The organism is Streptomyces inusitatus (assembly GCF_014651115.1).
Taxonomy (GTDB): domain Bacteria; phylum Actinomycetota; class Actinomycetes; order Streptomycetales; family Streptomycetaceae; genus Streptomyces; species Streptomyces amakusaensis.
Genome location: NZ_BMWG01000002.1, coordinates 173,198 through 186,821, shown reverse-complemented (window position 1 = coordinate 186,821; position 13,624 = coordinate 173,198). Strand labels below are relative to the sequence as shown.

Sequence of the window (13,624 nt, the reverse complement as noted above, 5' to 3'; positions counted from 1 at the left end):
CGCCCTGCCCGGTTGCCCAATCCCCCGCATGATGGGGAAGAAAGGTCCGAAAAGAGGTCCCGGGGAGGCCGAGAATGACACGCCAGTCCGAGTCGGGGCTGCCCATCGAACCGGTTTACGGGCCGGACGCGCTGACGGGCTGGGACCCGGCGGAGCGGCTGGGGGAGCCCGGCTCGTACCCCTACACCCGGGGCGTCCACCCGACGATGTACACCGGCCGCCCCTGGACCATGCGCCAGTACGCGGGGTTCGGCACCGCCGCCGAGTCCAACGCCCGCTATCAGCGGCTGATCGCCCACGGCACCACCGGACTCTCCGTCGCCTTCGACCTGCCCACCCAGATGGGCCACGACTCCGACGCGCCGATCGCCCACGGAGAGGTGGGCAGGGTCGGCGTCGCCATCGACTCCCTCGACGACATGCGCGTCCTGTTCGACGGCATCCCGCTCGACCGTGTCTCCACCTCGATGACGATCAACGCCCCGGCCGCGCCGCTGCTGCTGCTCTACCGACTGGTGGCCGAGGAACAGGGCGTACCGGCCGACCGGCTCACCGGCACCATCCAGAACGACGTGCTCAAGGAGTACATCGCCCGGGGCACCTACATCTTTCCGCCGGGGCCCTCGCTGCGGCTGGTCGCGGACACCTTCCAGTACTGCCGGCGCGAGATCCCCCGGTGGAACACCATCTCCGTCTCCGGCTACCACATGGCCGAGGCCGGGGCCACGCCCGCGCAGGAGATCGCCTTCACCCTCGCCAACGGCATCGAGTACGTCCGCACGGCGGTGGCGGCGGGCATGGAGGTGGACGACTTCGCCCCCCGGGTCTCCTTCTTCTTCGTCGCCAGGACCACCCTCCTGGAGGAGATCGCCAAATTCCGGGCCGCGCGCCGGATCTGGGCACGGGTGATGCGCGAGGAGTTCGGGGCACGGAACCCCAAGTCGCTGATGCTCCGCTTTCACACCCAGACGGCGGGCGTGCAGCTCACCGCCCAGCAGCCCGAGGTCAATCTCGTACGCGTCACCGTGCAGGCCCTCGCGGCCGTCCTCGGCGGCACCCAGTCGCTGCACACCAACTCCTTCGACGAGGCGATCGCTCTGCCGACCGAGAAGTCCGCCCGGCTGGCGCTCCGCACCCAGCAGGTGCTGGCGTACGAGACCGATGTGACCGCCACCGTCGACCCGTTCGCGGGCTCGTACGCGATCGAGCGGCTGACGGACGGCATCGAGGACGAGACCCTGGCCCTGCTGCGCCGGGTCCAGGAGCTGGGCGGCGCGGTCGCCGCCATCGAGCAGGGCTTCCAGAAGCGCGAGATCGAGCGCAGCGCCTACCGGATCGCACGGGAGACCGACAGCGGCGAACGCGTCGTCGTCGGCGTCAACCGGTACGCGCTCGACGCCGAGGAGCCGTACGAGCCGCTCCGCGTCGACCCCGGGATCGAGGCCCGGCAGTGCGAGCGGCTGGCGGCCCTGCGCGCCGGACGCGACCGCGCCGCCGTGGCCGGGGCGCTCGACGCGCTGCGCACGGCGGCCGGGGGCACGGCGAATGTGCTGCCCCCGATGAAGGAGGCCCTGCGCGCCCTGGCGACGGTCGGCGAGGTCTGCGGCGCGCTGCGCGAGGTCTGGGGCTCCCATGTCCCCACGGACACCTTCTGACCCCCTCTGACCTGTGGCGGAGAACACAGAGGGGGAGTGTCGTACCCGTGTGCGACACTCCTTTTCATGCTGGGTGTCACCGATCTTCCGACCTATCTGGCGGGTCTTGTCCTGGTCGTTCTGCTGCCGGGGCCGAATTCGCTCTATGTGCTCTCGGTCGCCGCGCGGAGCGGGACCCGCAAGGGGTACACGGCCGCCGCGGGCGTCTGGTGCGGCGACACCGTGCTGATGGTGCTCGGGGCCGCCGGAGTGGCCTCCCTGCTCCAGGCCAATGAGCTGCTCTTCGGGATCGTGAAGTTCGCCGGGGCGGGCTATCTGACCTGGCTGGCGATAGGGATGCTGCGCGCGGCCTGGTCGATGTGGCGGCAGCGGCACGAGGAGCCCGCCGAGACCCCCGGCGGTGAGCAGCCCGCCGGGGCGGCCGAGCGGCCCTTCCGCAAGGCCTTTGTGATCAGCCTGCTCAATCCGAAGGCGATCCTGTTCGTGATCGCCTTCTTCGTCCAGTTCGTGGATCCCGCGTACGCCTATCCCGCGCTGTCCTTCGCCGTCCTCGGCGGCTTCCTCCAGCTGGCGAGCTTCCTCTATCTCTCCGCGCTGATATTCACCGGCACCCACCTCGCCGCCGTCTTCCGCCGCCGCAGACGGCTGACCGCCGGGGCGAACTCCGCCGCCGGCGCCCTCTTCCTCGGCTTCGCGGTGAAGCTCTCGCTCAGCAGCGCCGCCTGAGGAGGTACGCGCGCGGCCCGGCCGGTCCCGGTCCGGTCGGCGGGTCCTGTCGGTCCGGCCCGGCCGGTCCGGTCAGTCCGGTGCTTCGGCGGGAGCCGTGTCGTCGAGGCGGTAGTCCAGCCGGTCGATGACCTCCACCACTCCGTCGACGCTCTCGCACAGCCGGACGAACACCGGCAGTACCGTCCGCCGCTCCACGGTTCCGCTCAGGGTGACCCGGCCGTCGGTGACATCGACTGTGAGGGCGGAGGGGGAGAGACCCAGGGTCTGGGTGAGGACGTCCTCAAGGATCTCCTCCTGGATCGCCCGGTCCCGCCGGAGGAAGAGCCGGAGCAGATCGCTGCGGCTGACCACACCGGTCAGCCGTCCGGAGGCGTCCACCACCGGCAGCCGCTTGATCCGCTTCTCCTCCATCACCCGGGCCGCCCGGACCACGCTCCACTGCGGCTCCGCCACGATCGCCGGGCTGGACATCAGCGCCTCGGCGGTGCTCGCCGTCGTCCGGGAGGTCTGCCGGCGCAGCAGATCCGCCTCCGACACGACGCCGACCGGGCGCTCCTCGTCGTCGACCACCGGCACGGCCGTGATGCCGTACTCGTCCAGCAGCCGGGCGATCTCCTTGAAGGCGGTTCCCCGCTGGACGCTCACGGCGGCGGGCGTCATCAGGTCGGCGACCCTGCGGTGCCTCATGGCTCCCCAGCCCCTTCCCGAAGTGCTGTTCTGTGCTGCTCTGTGCTGCTTCATGCCGCTGACCACCAGCGTGGTCGGTACGAAGCCTCTCCGCACAGAGACCTTAGGCCCCTTTTGACCTTGGGCCTCATTCCGGCCGGGGCGCGGCAGAGAGCGGGAAACAACCAGGGGAGGGGGAGAGGGAAGACGAGACGGGGGAGACGGGCGGGACATATGGACGGCACCCGCCCTCTTTACGGGAGAACGGGTGCCGCCGGATCAGCGTAGTGCCGCCCGCCGCAGGCGGCGAGCCCCGCGCACCATCTTTCTGACCGCCGCTCCCCGGGGCACCGGCGCGCCGCCCGGGAGGCCCAGCGCGGTCAGCCGTCGGCGTTTGAAGTAGCGCAGTGTCCGGGCGTCGAGACGGGTGGCGAGGAATTCCTCGGCGGGCCCGCGCAGATCGGGTCTGATCCGCGACTGCATCGCGAAACCGACCGCCTTGACCAGCCCGGTCAGCTCGCCCATGGTCAGCGTCCGGTCCGTTTCATCGGTCCCGTCGGCTTCGCCGGACACCTCGGGCACCAGCGCGTCCACGATCGTCAGCGGGATCCGGTTGCTGTTCTGGTACGGCGTCAGCCGGTCCAGCAGCGGTTCGGTGCCGATCCGGGCCACCGGGATGCCGTAGAAGGCGTTCGCCGTGAGCAGCGCCGTGGAGAAGCAGCCCACGACGAGCGCGGGCCGCGCCCGCCGGTAGACGACCTCCGCGAGCACCGGATCCGTCAGTACCGACAGTTCCACCCCGAGGTCCGCCGCCGACAGCTCCAGGGCGCGGGTCCAGGACGCGGGGGCCGTCGGATGGGGTTTGAAGACGATCCGGCGGTGGCCGCGCTCGACGGCGGCCCACATCATCCGCAGATGGAGGTCCTCCTCCTCCTGGGGGGTGAGGATGCCGAGCGCCGCCAGATACTGGCCCAGCAGCAGCACGGCCCCTTCCTCCTCCCCACCGCCGGGGGGCGCGGCCTCCGCCAGCTCGGCGATCACCTCGCGGAAGGCCTCCGCCGGCACCACCTCGGGTGTCACCCCGAACTCCGCCAGCAGCAGCGGTTCGAGCCCCGGCACCAGATCGAGATGGAGCAGCCGGCGCACCCGCTCGCCCACCAGCGGATCGATCGCGTCGCGCGTCGGCCCGTAGCTCATCAGCCCGTCCGCGTACACATCGACCGGCGCGTCCGGGAAGAGCTGGGCCACCGTGAGCGCGGGGGCGACCTGGAGGGACTCCACCGCGAGCGCGATCCGGTCGTCGCCGAGCCCCCACCGCAGCCGCAGATACCTCTCCCACAGGGGGAGATCGTCCCGGCGCGGCGACCAGCCGCCCGGGTGGAAGGGGGCGATCGCCTCGTTCCACGACACCACCCCGTCGAACCGGCCCCGCAGCCGCTCGAAGCCCGGCGCGGTGTCCGGCGCGGGCGAGGTCTCCGGGGTGCGCGCGTTGTTGGAGACCAGCAGCAGTCTGCGGTCCGCCGGGGGGAAGAAGCCGCTGTCGATCGCCGCCGCCAGGGTGGCGATCCCGTACAGCGAGGAGGCGTAGAAGATCTGGGTCGTCCGCATCAGGCCGCCGCCCGCCCGGTCACCAGGGCGCGGCGGCGCAGCGCGCGCAGCCGTCCCGCCCGGCGGTCGTCCATCGAGTCCAGGACGTCCCCCAGCACCTCCTGGGGCATGCGCCGCAGTGCCGCCGCCGATTCCGTGCGCAGGGACTTCGCCACCGCCGGTTCATATCTCCCCGCCGAATTCAGATGGTGGGCGATCACCGCACAGTAGGTGCGGACCGCTTTCGGCAACAGCTTTTCCGCTTCCCGGTCTTTCGCCGTCTCGGCCAGTACCTGGTCGAAAGCGCGGAGGAAATCGAGCTGGCGGACATCGCCGATCTGGGTCAGCGAGGAGGCGACTCCGCGCCGGTAGAAGATTCCCAGCTGGGTGATGACCGCGAAGGATTCGGCGTCCCGGTGCAGCCGCCATATCCACGGCCGGTCCTCGGCTGTCCGCAGCCCGTCGGTGAAATGCAGCAGCCCTTGTTCGAGGAGTCTGCGGTGGTACATCCCCGCCCAGGCGAAGGGGTAGTCCACGGCCGTCGACCGGTCGGCGGGCCCGATCACCGAACGCGGGTCGAGCACCTCGCCCCGGCGGCCGACCGGCACCCGGCGGACGGTGCGGGACCTCGCCGTGCACTGCACATGGTCGGTGCGGACGAAGTCGCAGCCCAGCTCCTCCACCGCGGTGAGCAGCCGGGCGAAGTGGCCCGGGGCGAGCCAGTCGTCGCCGTCGAGGAAGGCGACGTACCTCCCGCGCGCCGCGTCCAGCCCGGTGTTGCGGGCGGTCGCCAGACCGCCGTTGGCCTCCCGGCGGATCAGCCGGGCGCCGGGGATCCCGCCCTCCGCGCGCTCCAGGATCTCCGCGGTCCCGTCGGTCGAGAAATCGTCGACCAGCAGGAATTCGAAATCGTCACGGGCATTGGAGAGAAGGCTTCGGAGGGTGTCGGGCGCGTATGTCCGTACGTTGAAGAACGGCACGATGACGGAGAGCTTGACCACCCGCCCGAGGCTGGATCGCCGATCGGGCCGCCGTCCGTCCGCCGGACGGACGCCGGATGAACGGCGGGCGACGAACGCGTTCATCCTCGCGGGCCGATTCCGGATTCGCCCGAACTCCCCATGCGTAGGGGCTCTGTTAACCCTTTGTTGCGATCGCGTTGGGCCGTCGAACGAAAAGGCTTCCTAACGTCCTGGATGTGCCATCACCTACCAGCGAGCCAGTACGCGTGGCCGTACTCGCCGACTCCGACACCCGGTGGAAATGGGGCGCGCTCACCGCCCGCCGCATCGCCCCCGGACCCGCCGTCCTCACCGGCTTCCTGCTGCGCGGCCGGGCCACTCCCACGGCCCGCCAGCTCGCCGAGGTCGGCGCGGAGGCGGACGCGATCCACGAGGTTACCGCCGCCGAATTCCTGCGGCGGGCGGGCGGCGACACGTACGGCGACGACACGTACGACGTGATCGTCCTCGCACTCGTCGGCGGCGGGGTCCAGGCCGTGCTGCACGGCCTCGCGGCGCTCCGGACGCCGAACCGCCCGGTCGTCGTCACCGGATATGTCGGAGTCGTCTACGAGAAGCTCGCCGACGGACTGCTGCTGCGGCACGGCGCGGACCTCGTACTCGCCAACTCCCGCCGGGACGCGGAGCGGTTCCGCGCGGTGTACGAGGGGGTCGGGGCGGACGCGTCCGCCGTCACCGAGGCCGCGCTGCCCTTCCTCGGCGGCGCGGCGTACCGGCCCGAGGCCGGGCGCGACACCCTCGTCTTCGCGACACAGCCGTCGGTGCCCGCCTCCCGCGCCGACCGCGCCCATCTGCTGGGCCGACTGATCGAGCACGCGAGGCTCCACCCCACCCGCGAAGTGGTCCTCAAGCTGCGCTCCCGTCCCGGCGAGCACACCACTCACCTCGAAGAACTCCCGTACCAGCGGCTCGCGGAGAAGACACCGGGCGGGCTGCCGCCCAATCTCACCCTGGCGCACGGGCACATGGGCGAGGTCCTGGACCGTACGGATCTGCTGGTCACCGTCTCCTCCACAGCGGCGATGGAGTCGCTGCACCGGGGGATCCCGACCGCGATCCTCACCGATCTCGGCGTCCGCGAGTCCCTCGGCAACCACCACTTCATCGGTTCCGGGCTGCTGACCTCCTTCGACCGCCTCGACGCCGGGCACCGTCCGAAGCCCGATCCGCTCTGGCTGGCCGGGCAGGGCGTCGCGGCGGACGGACGGTACGAGAACGCCTTCGACACCGCCCGCGAGCGGGTCGCCGAGCTGCTCGCGCGCCCCGGACTCCCGGCCCTCGCGCCGTACTACACGGCCGCCACCGCCCCCGGCTATCTGCCCGGGATCCTCGCCCGCCACCGCATCGGCCCGGACGGCGTCCCGCTGCCGGGCGCGGCGGGGGAGCCCCGGCCCGGCGGCGGTGTGCGACGGCTGGTCCGCGAGGCCGTACGGGGGGCCGCGCGCGGCGCGTACCGGCACGGCGTCCAGCGGGTCGCCCCGGTGATCCGGCGGGTGGGCGAACTGTGAACCGCGCTTCGGGCCGTCCGGCCCCCGACACCTCAGGAGAGCGACAGCCGATGACCGTCCTCGCCGTGATACCCGCCAGGGGCGGCTCCAAGGGCGTCCCCGCCAAGAACCTCGCACCGGTCGGCGGAGTGCCGCTGGTGGTCCGTGCCGTACGGGAGAGCCTCGCCGCACGGCTGGTCACCGATGTCGTGGTGACCACCGACGACCCGGAGATCGCCGCCGCGGCCAAGACCGCGGGCGCGGAGGTGGTGTGGCGGCCCGAGGCGCTCGCCGGGGACACGGCGAGCAGCGAGTCGGCGGTGCTGCACGCCCTGGACGCCTTCGAGTCGGCGCACGGGAGACGGGTGGGCGTGGTGGTGCTGGTCCAGTGCACCAGCCCGTTCCTCACCGGCGCCGAGGTGGCGGGCGTCGCCTCGGCGGTGGCCGAGGGCGGCGCGGACAGCGCGGTGACGGTGGCCCCCTTCCACGGCTTCCTCTGGCGCGAATCCCCGGCATCGGCCTCCGGCCAGGACCAGGATCAGGACCCGGGATCGGCGTCCGGCCCGGCGTCGGACCCGGTCCCCGGCGAGGACCAGAACCCGGTCCTCGCCCCGGCCCGGGGAGCGCGCGGGGTCAACCACGACCCCGCCCACCGGCCCCGCCGTCAGGACCGGCCGCAGGACCTGCTGGAGACGGGAGCCGCGTACGCCATGGACGCGGCGGGTTTCCGCGCCGCGCGGCACCGGTTCTTCGGCCGCACCGAGCTGGTCCGCACCGACCCCGCCCGCGTGCTGGAGGTGGACGACCCGCACGATCTCGCCCGGGCCCGGGCGCTCGCCCCGCTGCTCGACCCGCCCGCCGCCGGAAGGCGTACCGACGGCCGGGACACCGCGCCCGCCCGGCCCGCGCCGGCCGATGTCGACGCCGTCGTACTCGACTTCGACGGCACCCAGACCGACGACCGCGTCCTCATCGACGCGGACGGCCGGGAGACCGTCGCCGTCCACCGGGGCGACGGGCTCGGCATCGCCCGTCTCCGCGAGGCCGGTCTCGCCCTGCTGATCCTCTCCACCGAGCGGAATCCGGTGGTCGCCGCCCGCGCCCGCAAGCTCGACATCCCCGTGCTGCACGGTGTCGACCGCAAGGATCTCGCGCTCGCCGAGTGGTGCGAGGAGCGGGGCATCCCGCCGGAGCGCGTGCTCTACCTCGGCAACGACGTCAACGATCTGCCCTGCTTCTCGCTCGCCGGCTGGCCCGTGGCCGTCGCCGACGCGCACGGCCCCGTACGCGCCGCCGCCCGCGCGGTCACCGCGACGCGCGGCGGCGAGGGGGCCGTCCGCGAGATCGCCGGCTGGCTGCTCGGCCCGGCGCTGGACGGCCCCGGCCGGCCGCCCCACGACCAGTCCCCTGACCAGTCCCCTGACCAGTCCTGAACCTCGCTCCACCGATCCCGACACGTAAGGAACCACCCTCATGAGCACGTCCCGACTGCGCACCCTCGGCACCAGGACCGCCGGGCCGGGCCACCCGGTCTATGTCACCGGTGAGATCGGCATCAACCACAACGGCGACCTGGACAACGCCCTCGCCCTCATCGACGCCGCCGCCGACGCGGGCTGCGACGCCGTCAAGTTCCAGAAGCGCACCCCGGAGATCTGCACCCCGCGCGACCAGTGGGACATCGAGCGCGACACCCCCTGGGGCCGGATGACCTACATCGACTACCGGCACCGGGTGGAGTTCGGCGAGACGGAGTACCGCCGTATCGACGCGCACTGCCGCGAGCGCGGCATCGACTGGTTCGCCTCGCCCTGGGACACCGAGGCCGTCGCCTTCCTGGAGAAGTTCGACGTCCCCGCGCACAAGGTGGCCTCCGCCTCGCTCACCGACGACGAACTGCTCCGAGCCCTGCGCGCCACCGGCCGGACCGTCATCCTCTCCACCGGGATGTCCACCCCGCGCCAGATCCGGCACGCGGTGGAGGTGCTGGGCAGCGACAACATCCTGCTCTGCCACGCCACCTCGACCTACCCGGCGCGGGCGGAGGAGCTGAACCTCAAGGTGATCCAGACCCTCAAGGACGAGTACCCGAACGTCCCGATCGGCTACTCCGGCCATGAGACCGGACTCCAGACCACCCTGGCCGCCGTCGCCGTCGGAGCCGTCTTCGTCGAGCGCCACATCACCCTCGACCGCGCGATGTGGGGCTCCGACCAGGCCGCCTCCGTGGAACCGGGCGGGCTCCAGCGTCTCGTACGCGACATCCGCACCATCGAGGCGGCGCTCGGCGACGGCGTGAAGAAGGTCTACGAATCCGAACTCGCCCCGATGCGCAAGCTCCGCCGCGTCCCCGGCCTCCACGCGGTGGAGACCGGGACCGGGACCGGGGCCGACGACCGCGAGCCCGTCGCCGTCTGACCCCGCCGCCTTCCCTCACCGGCAGACCCCGGAGGGCGGACGGACCCCGCGCCCAGTGGGCGACCCCCTTGCGGACCCCCGCCCTCCGGCCCTCCCCTCCCTCTCCGAAGACCGAACCGTCCACGTCAGAGGTGACCCGCAGTGAATCTCGCCTTCGTCGAGAGCCCGGTCCAGCTCCTGAACGTCCTGGAGTGGGCCCACGCCCAGCCGTACGAGCCGCCGTACCCCCAGCCGTACGAGCACCCGCGCCGCCGCCCCGGCCCGCCGTCGCCCCCGGGCCCCGCCGACGGCATCCTCGTCGTCGTGCTCCCGCCCACCGACCCCGTCTCCCGGGACCAGCTGCGCACCATGGCCGAGCTGGCCCGCGAGGAGGGCTTCGCGGTCCGCTGGCAGGAGGCGCGCGGCGGCGCGGGCGCGCCGCTCAGGGCGGTGCGCGCACTGCTGCCGGAGCTGCGCCGCGCCGGGCGGATCGTCATCGGCGACCCCTTCTCGCGCTATGTGCAGCTACTGCTGACGCTGGTCGGCGGCACACCGCTGACCGTGGTGGACGACGGCACCGCGACCATGGAGTTCACCGACCGGCTCGCCCGGGGCGAGAAGCTGACGCGCTGGCACCGGCGCGACGCCCGGGGCCCCCGGGAGCTGGCCCTCGCGCCGGTCACCCGGCTCGCCCGCAGCCGGCTGACGCCCTCCCGCACCCAGGCCGTCGAGCTGTTCACCTCGATGCCCGTCGCCCCGCCCCAAGGCATCGCCGTCACCCCCAACACCTTCGGCTGGACCCGCTTCCGCTTCGGCCCGCCGGAGATCGCGCCGGGGGCCGATCTGGTGGGCACCTCGCTGGTGGAGACCGGGGTGGTCGACCCGGACCGCTACGCGGCGGCGGTCGCCGCCCTCACCCGGGCACACGGCGTGACCCGCTACTTCGCCCACCGCCGCGAGGACTCAGGCAAACTCGCCCGGCTGGCCCGGGAGACCGGAGTGGAGATCGTCCGCCCGGACCTCCCGCTGGAGCTGGTCGCCCGCCGGGGCCCGATCGCCGCCACGGTCCTCAGCTTCCCCTCCACCGTGGTCCACACCCTCCCCATCGCACTCGCGGGCACCGGAATCAAGGTGGCCGTCTGCGACATAGCCCCGGAGTGGCTGAGAGCGACCGCCTCACCACACGCCCGGGGGTTCCTCGCGGGCGTCACGGGGAGCGCCCGGGACGTCCAGCGGCTGCCCGCGCCGGTCTGAGGAGCCGCCCGGCGGCGGGGTCCCGCACGGTGGGGTACGTTCGAAAAGAGGCGTGAGCTTACCCACAGATATCCGAGATCATGCACCTGGGGGCCGCTGTTCCTTCGCCTGTAGGATTGAACTTTTGTTGATCAGCGGTCAGTTGGCCCCCTCCTGGGCCTACTCTTCAACAGGTGAACCAACTGATGTCCCGCGAGTCCGAAACCGACCTGCCCGGGGGCGTCGCCCTCCCCGGCACTCTGTCCGAATCGCTGCGCGCCGAGCTGATCGCCTTCCGCCGCGATCTGCACATGCACCCCGAATTGGGCAACCAGGAGTTCCGTACGACCGCCGCCCTCAAGGCGCGCCTCGAAGAGGCCGGTCTCGAACCACGGGTGCTCTCCGTCGGCACCGGACTCCTGTGTGACATCGGCGAGTGGGACGGAGAAACGCCACTTCTCGCGCTCCGCGCGGACATCGACGCGCTCCCCATCCCCGACACCAAGACCGGCGTGCCCTACCGCTCCACCGTCCCGGACCGCGCGCACGCCTGCGGCCACGACATCCACACCGCCACGGTGCTGGGGGCCGGACTGGTCCTGGCCGAGCTGGACCGGCAGGGGCTGCTGCCGCGCCCGGTACGGCTGATCTTCCAGCCCGCCGAGGAGGTGCTGCCCGGCGGCGCGTCCGACGCCATCGAATCAGGGGTGCTGGACGGCGTCGGCATGATCGTCGCGGTCCACTGCGACCCCCGGGTCGACGCGGGCGTCATCGGGCTGCGGCCCGGCCCCATCACCTCCGCCTGCGACCGGCTCGAAGTCTCCCTCGACGGGCCCGGCGGCCACACCGCCCGCCCGCATCTGACCACCGACCTGGTCACGGCGGCGGCGAAGGTGGCCACCGAGGTCCCCGCCCTGCTCGCCCGCCGGGTGGACGCCCGCTCGGGGCTCGCCGTCACCTGGGGACGCATCGAGGCGGGCCACGCCTGCAATGTCATCCCCCAGCACGCGGAACTCTCCGGCACCGTCCGCTGCCTGGATCTGCCGGGCTGGCGGGCCGCGCCCGATCTGGTCCACGCGGCCATCGACGAGATCGCCACGCTCCACCGGGCCAAGTCGGAGATCAACTACATCCGGGGCGTGCCGCCCGTGGTCAACGATCCCTACGTCACCGAGCTGCTGCGGGAGGCGCAGACCGTCCGGCTGGGCCCCGCCGCCGTCGAGGACACCGAACAGAGCCTGGGCGGCGAGGACTTCTCCTGGTACCTGGAACGGGTTCCCGGCGCACTGGCCAGGCTCGGGGTGCGCACCCCCGGCGACCCGGTCAAGCGCGATCTCCACCGGGGCGATTTCGACGCCGACGAGCGCGCCATCAAGGTCGGCGTCGAGCTCTTCACCGCCACGGCCCTGCTCCACGCGGCCCGCGGCTGACACCACAACCGGAACGCCCTGGAAGCGCGATTCCAGGGCATTCCCGGGGTCGCGTCCCCAGCCCCGTGCGCACCACCCGTCCCCGTGCCGTAACGCTACGCTCCGTCCTTCACACGCCTGGTTCGCGACGATCCGATAACGACTCATGAACAGGGCTTTAACTGACATCTACGCGCGTTACGATCGCCGCAAAACCAGCGCCGGAAGAGGCGCTTTCGGTCAGTCTCGAAGGGGCCTCCTCTTGCGCCGGGTATCCAAGATCGCTGCCGCGTGTTTCGCCTCCGCGGCCCTCGCTCTCACCGCCTCCGGGTGCGGTGAGGCGTCCACCGAGTCCACCACCACCGAGTCCACCGGTGCCGCCGACGGCAAGCTGAAGATCGGCATGGCCTACGACGTCGGCGGCCGCGGCGACAACTCCTTCAACGACTCCGCCGCCCGCGGCCTGGACAAGGCCAAGGCCGAGCTGGGCGCCGAGACCAAGGAGCTCACCGCCAAGCACGGCGAGACCCCGGCGGACCGCGAGGCGCGTCTCGCCTCGCTGGCGAAGGGCGGCTTCAACCCCGTCGTCGCCGTGGGCTTCGCCTACAAGGACACGATCGACAAGGTCGCTCCGCAGTTCCCCAAGACGAGCTTCGGCCTGGTCGACTCGATCTCCGACGCCAAGAACGTCGACAACATCGTCTTCACCGAGGAGCAGGGCTCCTACCTCGCGGGCGTCGCCGCCGCGCTGAAGTCGAAGGACGGCAAGATCGGCTTCATCGGCGGTGTCGACCTTCCGCTGATCAAGAAGTTCGCGGCCGGCTTCGAGCAGGGCGTCAAGGAGACCAACCCCAAGGCGTCGGTCCAGATCCAGTACCTGACCACCGGTACCGACCTCTCCGGCTTCGGCAGCCCCGACAAGGGCAAGGGCGCCGCCGAGGGCATGCTCGACAAGGGCGTCGACGTGATCTACACCGCCGCGGGCGGCTCCGGCGCCGGCGCCATCGAGGCCGTCGCGGCCAAGAAGGGCTCCTGGGCGATCGGCGTCGACTCGGACCAGGCCAAGGACCCGGCCCTGAAGAAGTACGCCTCCGTCATCCTGACCTCGGTCGTCAAGAACGTCGACACCGGCGTCTTTGAACTGGCCAAGTCCGTCAAGGACGGCAAGCCGCTGACCGGCACGCACACCTACTCCCTCGCGGAGGACGGCGTCAGCCTCACCACCACGGGCGACCACCTGAAGGACATCCAGGGCAAGCTCGACGAGGCGAAGAAGAAGATCGTGGACGGCCAGATCAAGGTCAACACCACCACCTGATCCAGCCAGGCATCGGGGCCCGGACGAGCGGCCAGCCGCCCCTCCGGGCCCCGACGCACGTATCGCGTTCGGCGAGCGCGCCAGGGTCTTTCACGATTTGGCGACGCTACGCGCGTAGTTT

At 72.0% G+C, this 13,624-nt stretch carries 11 protein-coding genes; 8 read left to right on the top strand and 3 right to left on the bottom strand.

The annotated features are described in order from the left end of the window. The first annotated feature begins 74 nt into the window (after window positions 1-74). Together IE247_RS04630 and leuE are read left to right on the top strand one after the other, a co-directional pair. The gene (locus IE247_RS04630) at window positions 75-1,655 is read left to right on the top strand and encodes an acyl-CoA mutase large subunit family protein (RefSeq protein WP_190121591.1); all 1,581 of its coding nucleotides are present in this window, start codon (window positions 75-77) and stop codon (window positions 1,653-1,655) included. Window positions 1,656-1,721: 66 nt separating this feature from the next. Then, complete coding sequence (gene leuE / locus IE247_RS04625) at window positions 1,722-2,381, top strand: leucine efflux protein LeuE (protein ID WP_190121590.1); 660 nt, start codon at window positions 1,722-1,724, stop codon at window positions 2,379-2,381. Between the two features lie 72 nt (window positions 2,382-2,453). Here the strand turns inward: leuE and IE247_RS04620 are convergent, their stop codons facing one another. The 3 genes from IE247_RS04620 to IE247_RS04610 form a co-directional block, all read right to left on the bottom strand. Further along, window positions 2,454-3,071 carry a CBS domain-containing protein gene (locus IE247_RS04620; RefSeq protein ID WP_190121589.1) on the bottom strand — a complete coding sequence of 206 codons (618 nt, stop codon included), beginning with the start codon at window positions 3,069-3,071 and terminating at the stop codon, window positions 2,454-2,456. Between the two features lie 258 nt (window positions 3,072-3,329). Further along, window positions 3,330-4,658, bottom strand: coding sequence for an alpha-2,8-polysialyltransferase family protein (locus IE247_RS04615; RefSeq protein ID WP_190121588.1), 1,329 nt, complete (start codon window positions 4,656-4,658; stop codon window positions 3,330-3,332). Next, on the bottom strand, window positions 4,658-5,638 hold the full coding sequence (locus tag IE247_RS04610; RefSeq protein ID WP_190121587.1) for a glycosyltransferase family 2 protein: 981 nt from the start codon (window positions 5,636-5,638) through the stop codon (window positions 4,658-4,660). Before IE247_RS04610 ends, IE247_RS04615 begins: the two co-directional genes overlap by 1 nt. Window positions 5,639-5,835: 197 nt before the next feature. Between IE247_RS04610 and IE247_RS04605 the strand changes: the two genes are divergently transcribed. The 6 genes from IE247_RS04605 to IE247_RS04580 all read left to right on the top strand — a co-directional run bounded on the left by IE247_RS04605 (window position 5,836) and on the right by IE247_RS04580 (window position 13,503). Further along, the gene (locus IE247_RS04605) at window positions 5,836-7,167 is read left to right on the top strand and encodes a DUF6716 putative glycosyltransferase (RefSeq protein ID WP_190121586.1); all 1,332 of its coding nucleotides are present in this window, start codon (window positions 5,836-5,838) and stop codon (window positions 7,165-7,167) included. 50 nt (window positions 7,168-7,217) lie between these two features. Further along, window positions 7,218-8,579 (top strand): acylneuraminate cytidylyltransferase, encoded by a 1,362-nt coding sequence (locus IE247_RS04600; protein WP_190121585.1) that lies wholly within the window; start codon window positions 7,218-7,220, stop codon window positions 8,577-8,579. Window positions 8,580-8,619: 40 nt separating this feature from the next. Then, window positions 8,620-9,564, top strand: coding sequence for an N-acetylneuraminate synthase family protein (locus tag IE247_RS04595; RefSeq protein WP_190121584.1), 945 nt, complete (start codon window positions 8,620-8,622; stop codon window positions 9,562-9,564). Between the two features lie 141 nt (window positions 9,565-9,705). Next, entirely contained in the window at window positions 9,706-10,797 is a 1,092-nt protein-coding gene (locus tag IE247_RS04590) for a hypothetical protein (RefSeq protein ID WP_190121583.1), read from the top strand. A gap of 185 nt (window positions 10,798-10,982) precedes the next feature. Further along, window positions 10,983-12,206 carry an amidohydrolase gene (locus tag IE247_RS04585; protein WP_190122079.1) on the top strand — a complete coding sequence of 408 codons (1,224 nt, stop codon included), beginning with the start codon at window positions 10,983-10,985 and terminating at the stop codon, window positions 12,204-12,206. A 241-nt stretch (window positions 12,207-12,447) separates the two neighbouring features. Then, on the top strand, window positions 12,448-13,503 hold the full coding sequence (locus IE247_RS04580; RefSeq protein ID WP_190121582.1) for a BMP family lipoprotein: 1,056 nt from the start codon (window positions 12,448-12,450) through the stop codon (window positions 13,501-13,503). Window positions 13,504-13,624: the final 121 nt, after the last annotated feature.

Excerpts from the sequence above, each read along its gene's own strand:
- IE247_RS04630 (WP_190121591.1), top strand. The coding sequence starts at position 75 with ATGACACGCCAGTCCGAGTCGGGGCTGCCCATCGAACCGGTTTACGGG.
- leuE (WP_190121590.1), top strand. The coding sequence starts at position 1,722 with ATGCTGGGTGTCACCGATCTTCCGACCTATCTGGCGGGTCTTGTCCTG.
- IE247_RS04620 (WP_190121589.1), bottom strand. The coding sequence starts at position 3,071 with ATGAGGCACCGCAGGGTCGCCGACCTGATGACGCCCGCCGCCGTGAGC.
- IE247_RS04615 (WP_190121588.1), bottom strand. The coding sequence starts at position 4,658 with ATGCGGACGACCCAGATCTTCTACGCCTCCTCGCTGTACGGGATCGCC.
- IE247_RS04600 (WP_190121585.1), top strand. The coding sequence starts at position 7,218 with ATGACCGTCCTCGCCGTGATACCCGCCAGGGGCGGCTCCAAGGGCGTC.
- IE247_RS04595 (WP_190121584.1), top strand. The coding sequence starts at position 8,620 with ATGAGCACGTCCCGACTGCGCACCCTCGGCACCAGGACCGCCGGGCCG.
- IE247_RS04585 (WP_190122079.1), top strand. The coding sequence starts at position 10,983 with ATGTCCCGCGAGTCCGAAACCGACCTGCCCGGGGGCGTCGCCCTCCCC.